The organism is Arthrobacter sp. P1_D12 (assembly GCF_056406175.1).
Map to the genome: position 1 here is coordinate 1 of NZ_JBFUAR010000004.1, position 16276 is coordinate 16276.

Genomic DNA, 16276 nt, shown 5'->3' on the forward strand with positions numbered 1-16276 from the left:
CATGAATCAGGCATTTATCTATGACGCTGTGAGGACGCCGTTCGGGAAGTTCGGTGCCGGCCTCGCCGGGGTCCGCCCGGATGACCTTGCCGCGCACGTGATCCGGGAATCCGTGAAGCGCGCCCCGGCCCTCGACGTGGAGCGGATCGATGAGSTGGTGTTCGGCAACGCGAACGGCGCGGGGGAGGAGAACCGCAACGTCGCCCGGATGGGCACCCTGCTGGCCGGGCTGCCSGTCTCGATYCCGGGCACCACGGTCAACCGGCTCTGCGGGTCCTCCCTGGACGCGGCGATCATCGCCTCCCGCCAGATCAACACCGGCGACGCCGAGCTGATGCTGATCGGCGGCGCCGAATCGATGTCCCGGGCCCCGTGGGTGCTGCCCAAGACCGAGAAGCCCTACCCGGCCGGGGACCTGACCCTGGCCTCCACCACGYTGGGCTGGCGGCTGGTGAACCGGGCCATGCCGCAGGACTGGACCATCTCCCTGGGCGAGGCCACCGAACGGCTSSSGGAGAAGTACGGCGTGACCCGGCAGGCGCAGGACGAGTTCTCCGCCGSCTCCCACAACCTCGCCGCCGCGGCCTGGGACGAGGGSTTCTACGACAACCTCGTCGTCCCGGTCCCGGGCACGGACCTGGTCCGCGACGAGGGCATCCGTCCCGGGTCCTCGGCGGAGAAGCTCGCCGGGCTCAAGACCGTGTTCCGSACCGGGAACGGCACCGTCACGGCCGGGAACGCGTCCCCGCTCTCCGACGGCGCGTCCGCGGCGTGGCTGGGCAGTGAAAAGGCCGCCGGGATCCTGGGCCTGGAGCCTTTGGCCCGGATMGCCGGGCGCGGCGCGCACGCCAACGATCCCCAGTACTTCGGCTACGCCCCGGTCGAGGCCGCGAACAAGGCCCTCGCCAAGGCCGGCATCGGCTGGGACCAGGTCGGCGCCGTCGAACTGAACGAGGCGTTCGCCGCGCAGTCCCTGGCCTGCATCAACGCCTGGGGCATCGACCCCTCCATCGTGAACCGGCACGGCGGCGCGATCGCCATGGGCCACCCGCTCGGCGCCTCCGGCGGCCGGATCCTGGGCACCCTGGCCCGGTCCCTGCAGGCCTCCGGGCAGCGCTGGGGTGTCGCCGCGATCTGCATCGGCGTCGGCCAGGGCCTCGCCGTCGTGCTCGAAAACGTAACTTCCCGCGATGCGGCATAAAGGACAGGGCAAAGAGAGATGCTGAATTTCATCGACACCGTCGGCGAGGCCGTCGCCGGCATCAAGGACGGCTCCACCGTGATGATCGGCGGCTTCGGCAACGCCGGGCAGCCGTTCGAGCTCATCGACGCGCTGCTGGAGTGCGGCGCCACCGGCCTGACCGTGGTGAACAACAACGCCGGCCAGGGCGACCAGGGCCTGGCCCTGCTGATCAAGGAAGGCCGGGTGAAGAAGATGATCTGCTCCTTCCCGCGGCAGTCCGATTCCTGGCATTTCGACGCCAGGTACCGCGCCGGCGAGGTTGAGCTCGAACTGGTCCCGCAGGGAAACCTCGCAGAGCGGATCCGTGCCGCCGGCGCCGGGATCGGCGGTTTCTTCACGCCCACCGGCTACGGCACCATGCTCGCCGAAGGCAAGGAAACCCGCTTCCTGGACGGCAAGTGGCAGGTGTTCGAGACCCCCATCCACGCCGACGTCGCCCTGATCAAGGCCCTCACAGCGGACGGCCGGGGCAATCTGGTCTACCGTAAAACCGCGCGGAACTTCGGCCCCATCATGGCCGCCGCCGCGAAACACACCATCGCCCAGGTGTCCGGGATCGTCCCGACCGGCGGCCTGGACCCGGAAAACATCGTGACCCCCGGCATCTACGTCAACAGCATTGTGAAGGTGGCCTGAGATGAGCATCCCAACCAATGACCAGAGTCTGCGGACCGGCAACCAGGCTGATCTCCAGACGTCCGGCAAGCCGCTGGGCCGGGACGATCTCGCCCGCCTCGTGGCCCGCGACATCGTCCCCGGATCGTTCGTGAACCTCGGCATCGGCCAGCCCACCCTGGTCTCGAACTACCTCGAGCCGGAGCAGAACATCACGCTCCACACCGAGAACGGCATGCTCGGCATGGGCCCGGAGGCCACCGGGGACCAGATCGACGGCGACCTCATCAACGCAGGGAAGATCCCCGTGACCGAACTGCCGGGGGCGTCCTACTTCCACCACGCTGACTCCTTCGCGATCATGCGCGGCGGACACCTGGACATCTGCGTCCTGGGCGCCTTCCAGGTTTCCGCCACCGGCGACCTCGCCAACTGGCACACCGGGGCCCCGGACGCGATCCCCGCCGTCGGCGGCGCCATGGACCTCGCCACCGGCGCCAAGGACGTCTTCGTCATGATGACGCTCCTGACCCGCGACGGCGTGTCCAAACTCGTGGAGACCTGCACGTACCCGCTCACCGGGATCGGCTGCGTGACCCGCGTCTACACCGACAAGGCCGTCTTCCTGACCGGACCCGACGGCGTCCAGGTGCGGGAGACCTTCGGCTGCACGCTCGAGGAACTCCAGGCCATGGTCCCGATGCCGCTCCGGGCGGCGGACCCAAGCTGACAGGCCTGCGGCCGGACAAGCTGTGGGCACCGCTAAAGTGATGCGGGACCGAGAGGCGGAAAATGACTGAGCCAGCCAAGAGCGGCGGCGCGCCCGCGGCCAGCGACCAGTACGTGCAGTCGCTGGCGCGCGGGCTCGCAGTGATCCGTGCCTTCGACACGGAACACCCTAAGATGACGCTGACCGAGGTGGCGGCCCGGACCGAGCTGACCCGGGCCACCGCCCGGCGGTTCCTGCACACGCTCGCGGAGCTGGGCTATGTCCGCACGGACGGCAAGATCTTCGCCCTGACTGCCAAAGTGCTGCAGCTCGGCTACGCCTACCTGTCCGGGCTCTCCCTGCCGCAGCTCGCCCAGCCGCACCTCGAAGAGCTCTCCCTCGAACTGGGGGAGTCGACGTCGGCCGCGGTGCTCGAAGGCACCGACATCGCCTACATCGCCCGGGTGTCCACCCGGCGGATCATGACGGTCGGCATCACGGTGGGCACCCGCTTCCCCGCCTACGCCACCTCGATGGGCAGGGTGCTGCTCGCGGCCCTCCCGCCGCCGAAGCTGGAAGAATACCTCGCGGCCGCCGAGATCCGGCCCCTGACTCCCGGAGCCATCGGAACGCGGGCCGCCCTCCTGGCGGAGCTGGATACTGTTCGCGCCCAGGGCTGGTGCCTGCTGAACCAGGAGCTGGAGCTGGGCCTGATGTCCATTGCGGCGCCCGTCCACGACGGACCGAAAGTGGTGGCGGCCATCAACGTCTCGCTGCAGGCCCAGACGGTGTCTGCGCAGCCCGATCCGGACGCCTACCTCAAGGCCGTGCGTGAGGCGGCGCTGGCCACCGCGGAAATCATCTCCGAGGACCTGACCTCGGGCCGGTGAACAGCGTTTCAGTCGGTACGTCTGGAAAGAAGTACGTCTGGGAAGGTGTACGTCCCGGGAAGAGAACCGTCAGGCAGCGGGATCCGGGATGGGCTCTGTTGAAACCGTGATCGTCACGCCACCGGGTTCGTCACCGATTTTCAAGTGCAGGTCCCTGCCCACCAACAGGGCATGGATGTCTTCGCTGCCTCCGGGCGCGATCTGCTCGGCCAGCCGTGTGAGCGCCAGTGCCATCGCCCGGCCCCAGTCGTGCGGATCGACGCTGGATGATTCTGCCGTCGCTGAGTAATTCTCTGTTTCAGTCATCTGCCCCCGCTTTCGGCGTCCGGAGCGCAGCGTCCGGCACATCACGAACCCAGTCTAATGAGACTGCGGAGCGCACGTCCACGATTCGCGCCGGCCCTGCGCAGGTTACGCGGGCACTGCGGCTAGGATTTTAGTTCGGGAACCCTCCGCCGAATTGCCCCTAAGGACGCCATGACAGAGAACAGCACCGCGACGTCGGAGACCCTGGAAACCGGGGACAATACAGCGTCCCGGCGCGCCGCCGTGGTTATCAACCCCATGAAGTCTCCCGGCGACAGCTTCCGCGCCTCCTTCTTCCGCCTGTGCGAGACGCAGGGCTGGGCGGAGCCGCTGTGGCTGGAAACCACGAAGGAGGACACCGGGCTGGGCCAGGCCCGCGAGGCGCTGGAGGCCGGAGTCGACGTCGTAATCGCCGCAGGCGGCGACGGAACGGTCCGCTGCGTGGCGGAAGTCCTCGCAGGCACCGGAACGCCGATGGGCCTGGTGCCCCTGGGGACCGGGAACTTGCTGGCCCGCAATCTGGGCATCGACATCACCGACCCCGTGGCGGCCAGCTACGACGTCCTGAGCGGCACGGACACCAAGGTGGACGTGGTGAAGGCCACGCTGGACCACGCCGAGACGGAATCCACCTTCCTGGTGATGGCCGGACTTGGCTACGACGCTGCGATCATGGCCAACACCGTCGACGAACTCAAGGACCGCGTGGGCTGGCTCGCGTACGTTGAGGCGGGCATCCGGCACCTGCCGGGCAAGCCCATCAGGGCGAAAATCAGCATGGACGGCGAGCACCCGGTACGGCGCCGCATCCGCAGCGTGATGGTGGGTAACTGCGGCAAGATCATGGGGGGCGTGGAGATCTTTCCCGACGCCAAGATCGACGACGGCATCCTGGACGTCGTGATTTTGGCCCCCATCGGCCGGTTCGGCTGGCTGGATGTGCTGGCTGGCGTCTTCGGCCGGAGGAACGCCAAGAACGCGTCGGTGGAATATTTCGCTGGAAAGTCAGCCGAGATCGAACTCGCCCACGAGCAGGACTTCCAGCTCGACGGCGACCCGCTCGGCAAGGCCAAGCACCTCAAGGTCACGGTCGAGCAGGATGCCCTCACCATCCGGATGACAGGCATCTGACCCCGCCAGCGGCAGTTGTGGGCGGCTTTCCACCGTGGGTAGACCTCGGGGTGCGTCCGGGACGAACCGAGTAGTACCCGGACGCATCACTGAATAGTCGTTCGCAAAAGCCAAGTAATAGGCACTCGTGACGGGTAGCCCGGGTACCGGCTTGGATAGGCAGTGGCATCATACCGATGCCGCCGTCTCGCAAACTGGGGGTTGGCTGTGGCGATTCCAGCCGTAGGTTCTGAGCTCATGGCCTCTCCGGCCCCTTTGCCGGTCGCCGTCATCGGCGCAGGATACTGGGGACCGAATCTGGCCCGCAATTTCAAGGCGGCCCACGACTGGGAGCTGGCGGCAATCGTGGACATGGACCGTGTCCGGGCCGCCAGGCTGGCTGCCGCCCATGGAGACGTCGCGGTGTGCGGGTCTGTCGAGGAGCTCTTGGACACGGTCGACGTCGACGCCGTCGCCATCGCGACCCCGGCCCACACCCACCACGCCATCGCCCTGACGGCACTTCGTGCCGGAAAGCATGTGCTGGTTGAAAAGCCGCTGGCGGACGGGCGTGCCAAGGGCCTCGAAATGGTCGAGGAAGCTGAGCGCCGCGGCCTTGTCCTGATGGCCGACCACACGTATTGCTACACTCCGGCCGTCCTGAAAATCCGGGAACTGATCAACGACGGTTCCTTGGGCGACATCCTGTTTATCGACTCGGTTCGGATCAATCTTGGCCTCGTCCAGCCGGACGTGGACGTCTTCTGGGATCTTGCCCCGCACGACTTGTCCATCCTTGACTTCATCCTTCCCGGCGGCCTGACGCCGGTCGAAGTTTCGGCCCACGGCGCGGATCCCCTGGGTACCGGAAACGCCTGCGTGGGCCACCTGACCTTCGCGCTGGCCGGCGGCGGCATGGCCCACGTCCACGTGAACTGGCTGAGCCCCACCAAGATCAGGCAACTGGTGGTCGGCGGCTCCCGCCGCACCCTCGTCTGGGACGATTTGAACCCCCAGCAGCGGCTCAGCGTCTACGACCGCGGGGTCAGCTTGGACGCGCAGTCCCGGTCCGCGGCAGAAAAAAAGGCATCGGCGATTTCTTACCGGCTTGGGGACACTTGGTCCCCGGCCCTGCCCGAACATGAAGCCCTCGGCCAGATGGTGGCGGAATTCGCCAGCAGCATCTGGCAGCGACGGCCGGCGCGGACCAGCGGGGCCGCCGGCCTCCGCGTACTTTCGGTGCTGGAGGCGGTCAGCAACAGCCTCAGCGCGGACGGGCGGCCCAGCGCCGTAACAGGAAACGAACTTCAGCCGGAAGGAAGACGATGAGCACACTGCAGGGGGCCACGGTCCTGGTAACCGGCGGAGCCGGAACCATCGGGTCCACACTTGTTGATCATTTGCTCGCTGCGGGGGCCGGGCGGATCGACGTCCTCGATAACCTGGTCCGCGGACGCCGGGCCAATCTCGATGACGCCATGGAAAGCGGCCGGGTGCATCTGGTCGAAGGCGACCTGCGTGACCGGGACCTCGTCCATGACCTCACTCGGGGCAGAGATATCGTCTTCCACCAGGCGGCCATCCGCATCACCCAGTGCGCGGAAGAGCCCCGGCTTGCCCTGGAGGTGCTGGTCGACGGCACGTTCAACGTCCTGGAGGCCGCGGCCGCCCACCGCGTCAACAAGCTCATCGCGGCTTCCAGCGCCTCGGTCTATGGCATGGCGGAGGAGTTTCCGACCACAGAACGACATCACCATCACAACAACGACACCTTCTATGGTGCGGCGAAGTCCTTCAACGAGGGCATGGCCCGCAGCTTCCGCGCCATGACCGGGTTGGACTACGTGCTGCTGCGCTATTTCAACGTTTACGGGCCGCGGATGGATGTGCACGGCCTGTACACCGAGGTGCTGGTGCGCTGGATGGAGCGGATCGCGGACGGCCACCCCCCGCTTATTTTCGGGGACGGCCGCCAAACCATGGATTTCGTCCACACCAGGGACATCGCCCGGGCCAACATCCTGGCGGCCGGGAGCGACGTCCGCGAGGGTGTGTACAACGTGGCCAGCGGCGCCGAAACGAGCCTCCTGCAACTGGCCGAAGCCCTATTGCGGGCGATGGATTCGGAGCTGGAAGTGGAGCACGGCCCGGACCGCGCCGTCAATGGCATCGTGCGGCGGCTGGCGGATACATCGGCGGCCGCACGCGATCTCGGTTTTACCGCCGAAACCGGGCTTGAGGAGGGTCTGCGCGAACTTGTCACCTGGTGGCGTCCGCTCCGCGACGAAATCGCCGCCGCCAGGGTGGGCGGTGTGCGATGACCATCGACCACGACCAGCTCCAAGGGCAGGCGCTGACCCGGATCAACGTCATGAAGCCGTGGCTTGGGGATGAGGAAGCCGAGGCCGTTGCCGAGGTGATCGCGTCCGGCTGGGTGGCGCAGGGGCCCCGGGTGGCCAGGTTCGAGGACGCTTTTGCCGTCTCGCAGCATGCCGGGCACGCCGTCGCCGTGTCCAACTGCACCACCGCGCTGCACCTGGCGTTGAAAGTGGCCGGCGTCGGGCCTGGCGACGATGTCGTTGTTCCCTCCTTCTCCTTCATCGCTACCGCCAACGCCGCCACCTATGTTGCCGCCCGGCCGGTGTTTGCCGATGTCGAAGCCGACACCGGGAACGTGTCAGCACGGACCATCGCTGCGGCGCTCACACCGGCTACCCGTGCCGTGATCGTCGTGGACCAGGGCGGGCTGCCCGTTGACCTGGATCCCATACGTGAGCTGTGCGACCCGCAGGGCATCACGGTGATCGAGGATTCGGCCTGCGGCGCTGGGTCCACGTACCGGGGGCGTCCGGTTGGGGCAGGGGCCGAGCTCGCCGCATGGTCCTTCCATCCCCGCAAGATCCTGACCACGGGCGAAGGCGGCATGCTGACCACCAGCAACCCGGAATGGGCGTCCCGTGCCCGCCAGTTGCGTGAACATTCCATGAGCATTTCCGCGAACGATCGGCATGCCGCGCGGCTGGCGCCGGCCGAGGAGTATCTGGAGATCGGCTTCAACTATCGGATGACGGATCTGCAGGCGGCCGTTGGGCTGGTACAGCTGGGCCGGCTCCAGGAAGCCGTCGCCCGCAGGCGCGGAATCGTCGCGGGTTATCGTGTTGCCCTGGCCGACGTCGAAGGCCTGCGGTTCAGCCAGGACCCCGCCTATGGCACGAGCAATTTCCAGTCGTTCTGGCTCGAAGTCCTGCCGGACTTCGGGATGGGCAGGGAGGAACTGCTGGCCCATCTCGCCGACGAGGGCATCTCGGCCCGGCGCGGCATTATGGCCGCGCACCGGCAGCCGGCCTACGCCGGGCTGGACACCGGCGACGCCGATTTGTCCGTGACGGAACGGCTCACCGACAACACGCTGATTCTTCCCGTCTACCATCAGCTGACTCCGGACGAGCAGTTCCGGGTGGTCCAATCCCTTCGGAGCGCCGGCGGGCGGAACCATGGATGAGTTGCTCCTCATCGCCGCGAGCGGCCTCGCGCGTGAAGTCCTCGCCGCCGTCCGGGAGAGCGGACGGTCCGATGTCATCGGAATCCTTGACGACGACGCCGGCAAGACGGGGGCCATCGTGGACGGCGTCCGCATCCTGGGCCCGGCGAGCGATGCCCTCAACTATCCGGGAGCCGGCGTGGTGGTCTGCGTCGGTTCCGGCGCCGGGCGCGCCCGGATCGTGGACCGGCTGGCCGCACTAGGACTCTCGGACAGCAGGTACGCCACCGTCGTCGACTCGTTGGTCCGGATCCCGGACGGATGCGCGATTGGCCGCGGGAGCGTCTTACTGGGCCATGTCACCCTGACCGCCGGGGTCACCCTGGGTGAGCACGTGGTGGTCATGCCCGGCGTGACGCTGACTCACGACGACGTCGTGGAGGACTTCGCCACGTTCGCGGCCGGGGTGTCACTGGGCGGCGGGGTCAGGATCGGGCGCGGGGCCTACCTCGGCATGAACGCGAGTGTGCGGGAAGGCGCCTCGGTAGGGGCGGCCGCCACCATCGGCATGGGCGCGGCCGTCCTGGCCGACGTGCCGGACGACCAGACTTGGGTGGGCGTGCCGGCACGGGTTCTACGGGCCGGAATTCCGAGCGGGACGGTGGCATAGTCCCATGGGAACGCGCACCGCAGCCGCGGATCAGGAGAGTTCATCGCAGAACCTTAACCCCAATGCGCGCCACGGAACCCTCGTGCTGCTGACCCTCTACCTGGCAGCCCTCGGCTGCATCGGGTTCTGGCCCACACCGGTGGACCGGCCACTGTCCGGCTTCCTGGATGAACTCTTCTCGGCGTTGCACGAGAACGCACTGACGGCGGAAATTACCTATGGTGCCGTGGAGGCCACGGCCAATGTCATCCTCTTCATCCCGCTGGGCCTCTTCCTCGCTCTTTTGCTGCCCGTGCACCGGTGGTGGCTGGCCGCCCTGGCGGGTCTATTCACCTCCGTGGCGATCGAAGCTGTCCAGTATCTGCTGCTCAGCCAGCGCCAGGCCAGCTTCCGGGACGTCACGAGTAACGCCCTCGGCGCGTTGCTGGGCGCCCTGGTGATCAGGCTTGCACGAACACGGCCACCGGCACGCAATGTTCAGCTCAAGCCCAGTCCGGGAACCCCCAAAGGCACGAGCGACATGACAACGGTGGCCGATTCTGCAGACGTGGCCGAAACTGCCAGCATCGGTGAGGGCACCCGGATCTGGCATCTCTCCCAGATCCGTGAGGGCGCGGTCTTGGGCAAGAACTGCAACATCGGCCGGGGCGCGTACGTCGGACCCGGGGTGCAGGTGGGGGATAAGTGCAAGCTGCAAAACTATGCGCTGGTCTATGAGCCGGCACGCCTGGCTAACGGCGTTTTCGTCGGTCCTGCGGCAGTGCTGACCAATGATCTGCACCCGAGGGCCATCACGCCCGATGGCGCGCTCAAGGGCACCGATGATTGGGTGGCCGTAGGTGTCACCATCGGCGAAGGTGCCTCCATCGGCGCCCGGGCCGTATGTATCGCCCCCGTCTGCATCGGCGAGTGGGCCACCGTGGCGGCGGGCGCCGTCGTGACCAAGGATGTGCCGGCTTTCGCGGTGGTTGCCGGCGTACCCGCACGGCAGATGGGCTGGGTGGGTGAGGCCGGGCATCCGTTGAAGCAGGACGACGGCGGAAGCTGGCTGTGCCCGGTTACCGGGCGCCGGTACGCCGAATCCAACGGGCAGCTACAGCCCGAGAAGATCTCTTGAGGGGCGAAAATTTATGGCTGACAAGGTGGTTTTGGGTGGCACTCCCGTGGATCTGGTGGATCCGGAGGCGGCCCTTGATGTCATTCTGGACAGGGCGGCCGGGCCCGGTGACCGCCCGCTGGCCGTGGCGTCAGTGAATCTGGACCACCTCCATCATTTCGGGACCGGTGGGCGCTGGGCGGGGACCCTGCACGCGGACCCCGCCAGCACGGCGGACTGGCTCTATCTGCTTGACGGCGCACCCCTTGTTGCCCAGTCCCGGAGGCTCACCAGGCGCCACTGGCCCCGCCTGGCCGGCAGTGATCTCGCGGCTCCGCTGCTCGCTGGCGCGGAAGAACGGGGCCTTCAGGTGGGATTCCTTGGCGGGTCCGAAGAGAGCCACCGGCTTCTGGCGGCCAAAATCGCCCGGGAACATCCGCGGCTCAGCGTCGCGGGGATGTGGTCGCCATGCCGGGACGACCTTGCCTCCGCTGTTGCGTCGAGACGGATCGCCGGCAGAATTGCCGACGCCGGCGCGCAGATACTATTTGTCGGCCTGGGCAAGCCCCGCCAAGAGCTCTGGATGGACCGGTACGCGGGGCTCACCGGCGCGGGCGTCCTCTTGGGCTTTGGCGCCGCAGTCGATTTCCTGGCTGGCCGGGTGAGTCGCGCACCCCAATGGGTTAGCGACCACGGACTGGAATGGGGCTTCCGGCTGGCCTTGGAACCCCGGCGCTTGGCCGGGCGCTACCTGGTCGACGGACCTCCCGCGTACCTCAAGCTACGGACCCAGTCCTGCACGCTTCCGTCCACCTTCCCAGAGCACCCCTCTGGCGGCGCGCCAGCAGACCGGACCCCGGGCCGCTTCACCGGGCCGGACGGATCGGCGGACGTTGCGGTCGTCGTCGTTACCTACAACAGTTCCCGGGACATCAACGGCCTGCTGAGCAGCCTGCGCACGGAAACGCGTGATCTGACCCTGCGCGTGCTGGTCGCGGACAACTCCTCCAGCGACGGCACGCTGGGGCTGGTCCGCCGCCGTCACCCGGATGTCATCGCATTCCCAACCGGCGGCAACCTCGGATACTCCGGCGGCATCAACGCCGCCGTGCGGAGGGCCGGGGACGCGGCGGCCGTGCTGGTACTCAACCCCGACCTGCGCGTAGAAGAAGGCAGTCTGAAGACATTGCAGCTTCGACTGCAGGCCTCACGGGCCGGCGCTGTAGTGCCACGGCTGCGGGATCCCAGTGGGGCGCTCAGCCCTACCCTGCGCCGCGAACCAAGCATTGCGCGCGCCATCGGTGATGCGTTCCTGGGGCGGCGCGCGGGCAACCGGCCGGCGTGGCTGGCCACAAGTGACTTCGACGCGGAAAGCTACGCCCACCCCCACCCCGTTCAGTGGGCGACGGGCGCTGCGCTCATGGTGCGGCGCGCGGTGGCAGACGCGTTGCCGTGGGACGAATCGTACTTCCTGTACTCGGAGGAGGTCGATTTCTTCCGGCGGCTGCGGATGCTGGGGGAAACCGTCTGGTACGAACCTGCCGCGACCATGACCCATGTGGGTGGTGGGTCCGGCGCGTCGCCGGAATTGAACGCTCTGCTTGCGGTCAACTCCATCCGCTACGTCCGCAAGTACCATTCGGCAGCCTACGCGTCTGCCTTCCAAGCCGCCGTGGTCCTGTCCGAGGCTCTCCGGTGCTGGAAGGCGGACCGCAAGGGTGTGCTGTGGACCGTGCTCAACGAACACCTCTGGACCGACCTCCCCGGACCCACCACGGAGGCGCCCGTGGACGACTTTCCGCACGGCGCCGTGATCATCCCGGCTCACAATGAGTCCCAGGTGATCGGCCGGACGTTGGAGCCTTTGGCTCCGTTGGCGGCTGCCGGAGTGATCGACGTGTTCGTGGTCTGCAACGGCTGTGTTGACGACACCGCCGAGATTGCCCGCGGATTTGACGGCGTGACCGTGCTGGAGATGGGGCAGGCATCCAAGTCCGCTGCCTTGAACGCCGGCGACGCCGCCGCCACCGTATGGCCGAGACTGTATCTGGATGCGGACATCCAGATCACCCCGGCTGCGGTCCGGGACGTACTGGCAGCCCTGGCTCCCGGGGGTCTTTTGGCGGCGCGCCCGGCTGTCCGATTCGACCTGGACGAAGCCCATCCACTCATTCATGCCTACTACGGGACGCGCCTGCGGCTGCCATCGGCACGCAGCGGCCTCTGGTCGGCGGGCGCCTATGGCCTCTCCGAGCAGGGCCATGAGCGGTTTGCGGAGTTCCCCAATGTGATTGCCGACGACCTCTTCGTGGACCGGCTTTTCTCGCCGTCGGAGAAAGCTGTCCTCGACGTGGAACCTGTAGTGGTGCGACCCCCGCGGACCCCACGTGCCCAGTTGGCCGTGCTCAACCGGGTCTACCGCGGCAACGCTCAACAAAACGGCATGGAAGGGCGGCGCAGCACCGCACGCAGCACGCTCAAGGAGGTGGCACAGTCCATCCACGGCCCGCTCTCCGCCGTCAACGCCGCAGTGTATCTGGGGTTCGCGGTTGCAGGACGCCGGGTGTCCGCCCCAGCCGGCGGTTGGGAACGGGACGATAGCAGCCGCCGTCCCGCGCCTGCCGCTCCGGTGCGCTAGAGGCTGGCCCTAAGGCTGCGTCTTGGACCGAGCCACCGGCAGGTGCGCCAGGATCTCCGCGAGTTCGGCCAAACGGTGTGCGCGGGCGGATTCGGCAGGCGTAAACGGCTCTCCGGGCCGGGAAAACGTGATGGGCCCGTGCCACGCCGTGGGGATTTTCAGGACCGTCCCGTCACCGCCCGTGGAGGGTTGGACCTCGGTGTTGCCGGCGGCCGGTCCGGGGATGATCCGTGCCCGCAGCAGTTCCGCGACCGCCAGCGGCAGCTCCTCCGGGCTGGCGGCGATCCGGGCGGCCAGGCTCAGTGCGCCGGTTTGCCCGTCGGCCATGGCCAGGGCGGTGGTCGGCCAGACGTGCGGGTCCGCTCCGCCGCCGGCCCGCAGCGCCCGGAGCAGCTCAGCTTCGCGGACTTCGCCCGGGGCCGAGAGCACAAACTCGTCCAGCACACCGCCGGCCACGGGGTGAACATGAATGCTGAGGATGTTCGTGTTCAGGGCGGCCAGGGCCTGCGTCAGTTTCTGCAGCGACCCGGGCTTGTCTTTCAGGACGGTCCGCGCCCGCCACAGGGCGGGTGCGGCGCCGAGCCGTTTGCGGTGCCGCAGGGCCGGGGCATGCAGCCAGCCCCTGAGCATCCGGGCCGCCGAGGGTTCGGCCACCCAGATCACCAGGATGGTCGCGGTCAGGGTCAGCACCAGGACCTTGGCAACGTATGGCAGGTGGGTTTCCACCACCGCCGCGTGCACCAGCAGTTCGATCGGGAGCATCACGGCGACATTGGCCAGGGTCAGCCGTGCCTTGGTCGGTTCGGGCATCTGGCCGCACACTTCGCAGCTCAACTCGGAGGTGGCCGGGGACTGGGCTTTGCCGGTGGTTTTGGCAGGGTTTTTGCCTGCGGCGTTGCGCGTCATGCTCCCATGATTCCGGCCGGCTGTTTCGGCCGGGTTGCCGCCGGGTGACGGTTTCGCGCCGGGACCGGGACCGGGACCGGGCCAGACCAGGTGATGGTGCTGTTACAGGCCCGGTCCACCCTCCGGGCCGCGCTGGAGCAGGTGGCGGTGGGCGTAAAGGTCGCGGAGCAGGGCGACCTCGGCCAGGTGGTGGATCATCTCACGGTTGATGTGCAGGACCAGTGCTGCCATGGGGGCATCGGCGTACGCGCCCTCGGCCGGCCCGCAGGGTGCCGCCAAACCCGATTCGTGGAGGCCCTTCACGCCGTGGATCCACCGGCCGTAGTACTCGTCCAGCTGGGCCAGCGCCCCGGCCGCGGTGCCGGGGTAGGCGAAGCTCTGGTAGTCCACCGGTGGGCCGCCAAAGTGCGATGCCGTGCGTGCGCCGAGGACGCCGACCAGAATGTGGCACAGGCGCCACGCAATGGTTGTCACCGGAGCAGGAACGGGCTCCGGGTAGCTGAAATCTATGGTGAATTCGCCCGAACCCGGCGCGGCCGGGGGTGTTGAGGCGTCTTTGCGGCGGACATTCCAGCCCGGTACCGGCTCCCAAAAGTACTCGTGGTCAGTCAACCCGTCCAGCCGCCGCCGGGCCTGGTTGGCAAAATGCCAGTCCAGTTGGTCCACCAGCTCGTGGTTCCAGTTAAGGTCCGGCATGGTGTTCCTCCTTGGCAGCCAGGCTCGCGCGGCGGGGCCCCTACATCAAAGCACTCCGGTCCGGCCGCCCGCCAGAGGGCCAGGCAAGGAGGGGTCAGGCATGAGTTCGGCTTGCGGTTCCGGCCGGCTCGGACGAGTGTGCCTTCCCGTCCGGGTGTTCCCCGACGCGGGCACGGGTGGCGGCGGAGTCCGGGCCGGCCAGATTGGCCAGCAGGTCGCGGATCTCGGCCAGCAGCGCGGTGTCGGCCGGGATCGGTTTCTCCCCGGGCTCGGCTGCCTTGAGCCGGTTCTTGACCATTCGATTGATCCGGTTCATGGGGGCCACGAAAATGAAGTACACCACCGCGGCGGTGATGAGGAAGGTCAGGAAGGCCGTCACCACGGCGCCGATGTTGACGAAGGTTTTGTCATTGCCAGGCCAGACGTAGAAGCCCAGGCCGTGGGTCTCGACCCCGCCGGCGGCAGCGAGGATCGGGTTGACGATGTTTGCGGTGAACGCGCTGACCAGGGCGGTGAAGGCGGTGCCGACCACGACGGCGATGGACAGTTCGATCACGTTGCCGCGCAGGATGAAATCCTTGAATCCTTTGAGCATGGGGAACCTCCGGTGTGCGTTGCGGGCTTGATTCAACCGATAGACGCTACCACTTCGCGGTGCAGCCGGCCGATCCCGATCAACGGATTCCGATGCCGCCGCCGCGCCGTTCCGGCGTAAACTCCCCCTTGGATGCCAGCGCCGCCGTCGTAACACTCCGGCTGCAACGAAAGGCAACCCGACCCGTGAGAATCCGCCCATGAAGAGCTTTTTCGCTGTAAGGCCGGCGCTGTGAAAGTGTTCGCCGAGATGTTCACCATCGCGCCGGGCAACAAGGACCACCAGGTTGCCTTCCGCTGCGCCGTGGGAGTCTTTGTTCCGCTGATCACGCTGGTGCTGCTGGACCGCCTGGATCTGGCAATCTTCGCTTCCTTCGGCGCCTTCACCGGCATCTACGGCCGCAACGAGCCGCACGCCAGGCGCCTGACCCTTCAGGTCCGGGGCGGCGGGCTGATGCTGCTGGTGATGTTCCTGGCCGCCCTCACCGCGCGGGTGGACGCCCTGGCCGGGCTGTCGGCGGCAGGCACCACCTGGGTCCTGGTAGTGGCCACGACCGTGATCGCGTGGGGATGCTCCCTGGTTGTCGCCTGGTGGCGCCTGCGCCCCGCCGGTTCGCTGTTCCACATCTTCGCGTTCGCGGCCATCGCGTCAATCCCCAACCAGCCGCCGCTGTGGCAGGCCATGCTGGTGGCGGTCCTCACGGTGGCTTTCTCCCTGCTGCTCGGCCTGTCCTCGCGGGTGGCCCGGAGCCACCGGACCCCGTGGGTAAATCCGAGACCGGCGGCCCTCACTCCGCGGGAGAAACGCACCGCGTGGCACGAAAGCTGGGGTTACCTCGTGGCGGCGGGCCTGGCGGGAACGCTGGGGACCCTGGCCGGGGAATGGCTGGGCATTGGCCACAACTACTGGGCGATGGTGGCCGCCGTCGTTCCGCTGGTGGGCCACACCACCCGGCACCGCGTCAGCCGCGGCCTGCAACGAATCGCGGGCACAGCCCTGGGGCTGGTGCTGCTCGCCGGCATCCTGCTCCTGCAGCCGACGCCCTGGCAGACGGTGCTGGTCATTGCCGCGTGCCAGTTCGGCGCCGAGATGTTCATCGCGCGCCAGTACATGCTGGCGCAGGTTTTCGTCACGCCGCTGGCGCTGATCTCCACGCTTCTCGTGGCACCCGTGCCGCCCGGCATCCTGCTCCGCGACAGAATCGTGGAGACCATCATCGGTGCCGCCGTCGGCATCGCCGTCGTGCTGGCGCCTGGCACGTGGCGCAAACTCGGGGGCCGCCGCGCGGCGCGGACCCCGGAGCACTTCTCCTAGGAGCGCC

General features: G+C 67.8%; 16 protein-coding genes and 1 pseudogene. 13 read left to right on the plus strand and 4 right to left on the minus strand.

Going from position 1 to position 16276, the window contains the following annotated elements:
- The first annotated feature begins 1 nt into the window (after position 1).
- The 4 genes from AC1DZV_RS03570 to AC1DZV_RS03585 all read left to right on the plus strand — a co-directional run bounded on the left by AC1DZV_RS03570 (position 2) and on the right by AC1DZV_RS03585 (position 3457).
- Complete coding sequence (locus AC1DZV_RS03570) at positions 2-1201, plus strand: thiolase family protein (protein ID WP_476952978.1); 1200 nt, start codon at positions 2-4, stop codon at positions 1199-1201.
- Between the two features lie 18 nt (positions 1202-1219).
- On the plus strand, positions 1220-1879 hold the full coding sequence (locus AC1DZV_RS03575; protein WP_476851417.1) for a 3-oxoacid CoA-transferase subunit A: 660 nt from the start codon (positions 1220-1222) through the stop codon (positions 1877-1879).
- Position 1880: 1 nt separating this feature from the next.
- The gene (locus AC1DZV_RS03580) at positions 1881-2588 is read left to right on the plus strand and encodes a 3-oxoacid CoA-transferase subunit B (protein WP_230007404.1); all 708 of its coding nucleotides are present in this window, start codon (positions 1881-1883) and stop codon (positions 2586-2588) included.
- A 62-nt stretch (positions 2589-2650) separates the two neighbouring features.
- Positions 2651-3457, plus strand: coding sequence for an IclR family transcriptional regulator domain-containing protein (locus AC1DZV_RS03585; protein WP_476951649.1), 807 nt, complete (start codon positions 2651-2653; stop codon positions 3455-3457).
- A 69-nt stretch (positions 3458-3526) separates the two neighbouring features.
- Here the strand turns inward: AC1DZV_RS03585 and AC1DZV_RS03590 are convergent, their stop codons facing one another.
- Positions 3527-3763: a hypothetical protein gene (locus tag AC1DZV_RS03590; protein WP_476851420.1), complete on the minus strand. Its 237-nt coding sequence runs from the start codon at positions 3761-3763 to the stop codon at positions 3527-3529.
- Positions 3764-3934: 171 nt separating this feature from the next.
- Between AC1DZV_RS03590 and AC1DZV_RS03595 the strand changes: the two genes are divergently transcribed.
- The 8 genes and pseudogenes from AC1DZV_RS03595 (at position 3935) to AC1DZV_RS03630 (ending at position 12758) form a co-directional block, all read left to right on the plus strand.
- Positions 3935-4894 (plus strand): diacylglycerol/lipid kinase family protein, encoded by a 960-nt coding sequence (locus tag AC1DZV_RS03595; RefSeq protein WP_476951648.1) that lies wholly within the window; start codon positions 3935-3937, stop codon positions 4892-4894.
- Positions 4895-5131: 237 nt separating this feature from the next.
- Positions 5132-6202, plus strand: coding sequence for a Gfo/Idh/MocA family protein (locus tag AC1DZV_RS03600; RefSeq protein WP_476951647.1), 1071 nt, complete (start codon positions 5132-5134; stop codon positions 6200-6202).
- Positions 6199-7194: an NAD-dependent epimerase/dehydratase family protein gene (locus AC1DZV_RS03605; RefSeq protein WP_476951646.1), complete on the plus strand. Its 996-nt coding sequence runs from the start codon at positions 6199-6201 to the stop codon at positions 7192-7194. The genes AC1DZV_RS03600 and AC1DZV_RS03605 overlap by 4 nt, the downstream gene beginning before the upstream one ends.
- Positions 7191-8375, plus strand: coding sequence for a DegT/DnrJ/EryC1/StrS family aminotransferase (locus AC1DZV_RS03610; protein WP_476951645.1), 1185 nt, complete (start codon positions 7191-7193; stop codon positions 8373-8375). Before AC1DZV_RS03605 ends, AC1DZV_RS03610 begins: the two co-directional genes overlap by 4 nt.
- Positions 8368-9024, plus strand: a complete 657-nt coding sequence (locus tag AC1DZV_RS03615) for a NeuD/PglB/VioB family sugar acetyltransferase (protein ID WP_476952979.1) — start codon at positions 8368-8370, stop codon at positions 9022-9024. Before AC1DZV_RS03610 ends, AC1DZV_RS03615 begins: the two co-directional genes overlap by 8 nt.
- A 4-nt stretch (positions 9025-9028) precedes the next feature.
- Positions 9029-9463: pseudogene (locus AC1DZV_RS03620) on the plus strand (VanZ family protein); the annotation flags it as partial.
- A gap of 81 nt (positions 9464-9544) precedes the next feature.
- A complete protein-coding gene (locus AC1DZV_RS03625) occupies positions 9545-10141 on the plus strand; it encodes an acyltransferase (protein WP_476951695.1) in 597 nt (198 codons plus the stop codon).
- Positions 10142-10154: 13 nt separating this feature from the next.
- Positions 10155-12758, plus strand: a complete 2604-nt coding sequence (locus AC1DZV_RS03630; protein WP_476952980.1) for a WecB/TagA/CpsF family glycosyltransferase — start codon at positions 10155-10157, stop codon at positions 12756-12758.
- A 9-nt stretch (positions 12759-12767) separates the two neighbouring features.
- Here AC1DZV_RS03630 and AC1DZV_RS03635 read toward each other — a convergent pair whose 3' ends face one another.
- The 3 genes from AC1DZV_RS03635 to mscL all read right to left on the minus strand — a co-directional run bounded on the left by AC1DZV_RS03635 (position 12768) and on the right by mscL (position 14955).
- The gene (locus tag AC1DZV_RS03635; RefSeq protein WP_476952981.1) at positions 12768-13664 is read right to left on the minus strand and encodes an ACT domain-containing protein; all 897 of its coding nucleotides are present in this window, start codon (positions 13662-13664) and stop codon (positions 12768-12770) included.
- A gap of 102 nt (positions 13665-13766) precedes the next feature.
- On the minus strand, positions 13767-14360 hold the full coding sequence (locus AC1DZV_RS03640; protein ID WP_476952982.1) for a DinB family protein: 594 nt from the start codon (positions 14358-14360) through the stop codon (positions 13767-13769).
- Between the two features lie 94 nt (positions 14361-14454).
- On the minus strand, positions 14455-14955 hold the full coding sequence (gene mscL / locus AC1DZV_RS03645) for a large conductance mechanosensitive channel protein MscL (RefSeq protein ID WP_476952983.1): 501 nt from the start codon (positions 14953-14955) through the stop codon (positions 14455-14457).
- Between the two features lie 231 nt (positions 14956-15186).
- On the opposite strand from mscL, the gene AC1DZV_RS03650 reads away from it, so the two are divergent.
- Positions 15187-16269 carry an FUSC family protein gene (locus tag AC1DZV_RS03650; protein WP_476951639.1) on the plus strand — a complete coding sequence of 361 codons (1083 nt, stop codon included), beginning with the start codon at positions 15187-15189 and terminating at the stop codon, positions 16267-16269.
- The last annotated feature ends 7 nt before the right edge of the window (positions 16270-16276 follow it).

What these genes read in the sequence shown, in the direction of transcription:
- AC1DZV_RS03580 (WP_230007404.1), top strand. Translation starts at nt 1,881, where the DNA reads ATGAGCATCCCAACCAATGACCAGAGTCTGCGGACCGGCAACCAGGCT.
- AC1DZV_RS03605 (WP_476951646.1), top strand. Translation starts at nt 6,199, where the DNA reads ATGAGCACACTGCAGGGGGCCACGGTCCTGGTAACCGGCGGAGCCGGA.
- AC1DZV_RS03595 (WP_476951648.1), top strand. Translation starts at nt 3,935, where the DNA reads ATGACAGAGAACAGCACCGCGACGTCGGAGACCCTGGAAACCGGGGAC.
- AC1DZV_RS03625 (WP_476951695.1), top strand. Translation starts at nt 9,545, where the DNA reads ATGACAACGGTGGCCGATTCTGCAGACGTGGCCGAAACTGCCAGCATC.
- AC1DZV_RS03610 (WP_476951645.1), top strand. Translation starts at nt 7,191, where the DNA reads ATGACCATCGACCACGACCAGCTCCAAGGGCAGGCGCTGACCCGGATC.
- AC1DZV_RS03640 (WP_476952982.1), bottom strand. Translation starts at nt 14,360, where the DNA reads ATGCCGGACCTTAACTGGAACCACGAGCTGGTGGACCAACTGGACTGG.
- AC1DZV_RS03635 (WP_476952981.1), bottom strand. Translation starts at nt 13,664, where the DNA reads ATGACGCGCAACGCCGCAGGCAAAAACCCTGCCAAAACCACCGGCAAA.
- AC1DZV_RS03585 (WP_476951649.1), top strand. Translation starts at nt 2,651, where the DNA reads ATGACTGAGCCAGCCAAGAGCGGCGGCGCGCCCGCGGCCAGCGACCAG.
- AC1DZV_RS03600 (WP_476951647.1), top strand. Translation starts at nt 5,132, where the DNA reads ATGGCCTCTCCGGCCCCTTTGCCGGTCGCCGTCATCGGCGCAGGATAC.
- AC1DZV_RS03615 (WP_476952979.1), top strand. Translation starts at nt 8,368, where the DNA reads ATGGATGAGTTGCTCCTCATCGCCGCGAGCGGCCTCGCGCGTGAAGTC.
- mscL (WP_476952983.1), bottom strand. Translation starts at nt 14,955, where the DNA reads ATGCTCAAAGGATTCAAGGATTTCATCCTGCGCGGCAACGTGATCGAA.
- AC1DZV_RS03630 (WP_476952980.1), top strand. Translation starts at nt 10,155, where the DNA reads ATGGCTGACAAGGTGGTTTTGGGTGGCACTCCCGTGGATCTGGTGGAT.
- AC1DZV_RS03575 (WP_476851417.1), top strand. Translation starts at nt 1,220, where the DNA reads ATGCTGAATTTCATCGACACCGTCGGCGAGGCCGTCGCCGGCATCAAG.
- AC1DZV_RS03590 (WP_476851420.1), bottom strand. Translation starts at nt 3,763, where the DNA reads ATGACTGAAACAGAGAATTACTCAGCGACGGCAGAATCATCCAGCGTC.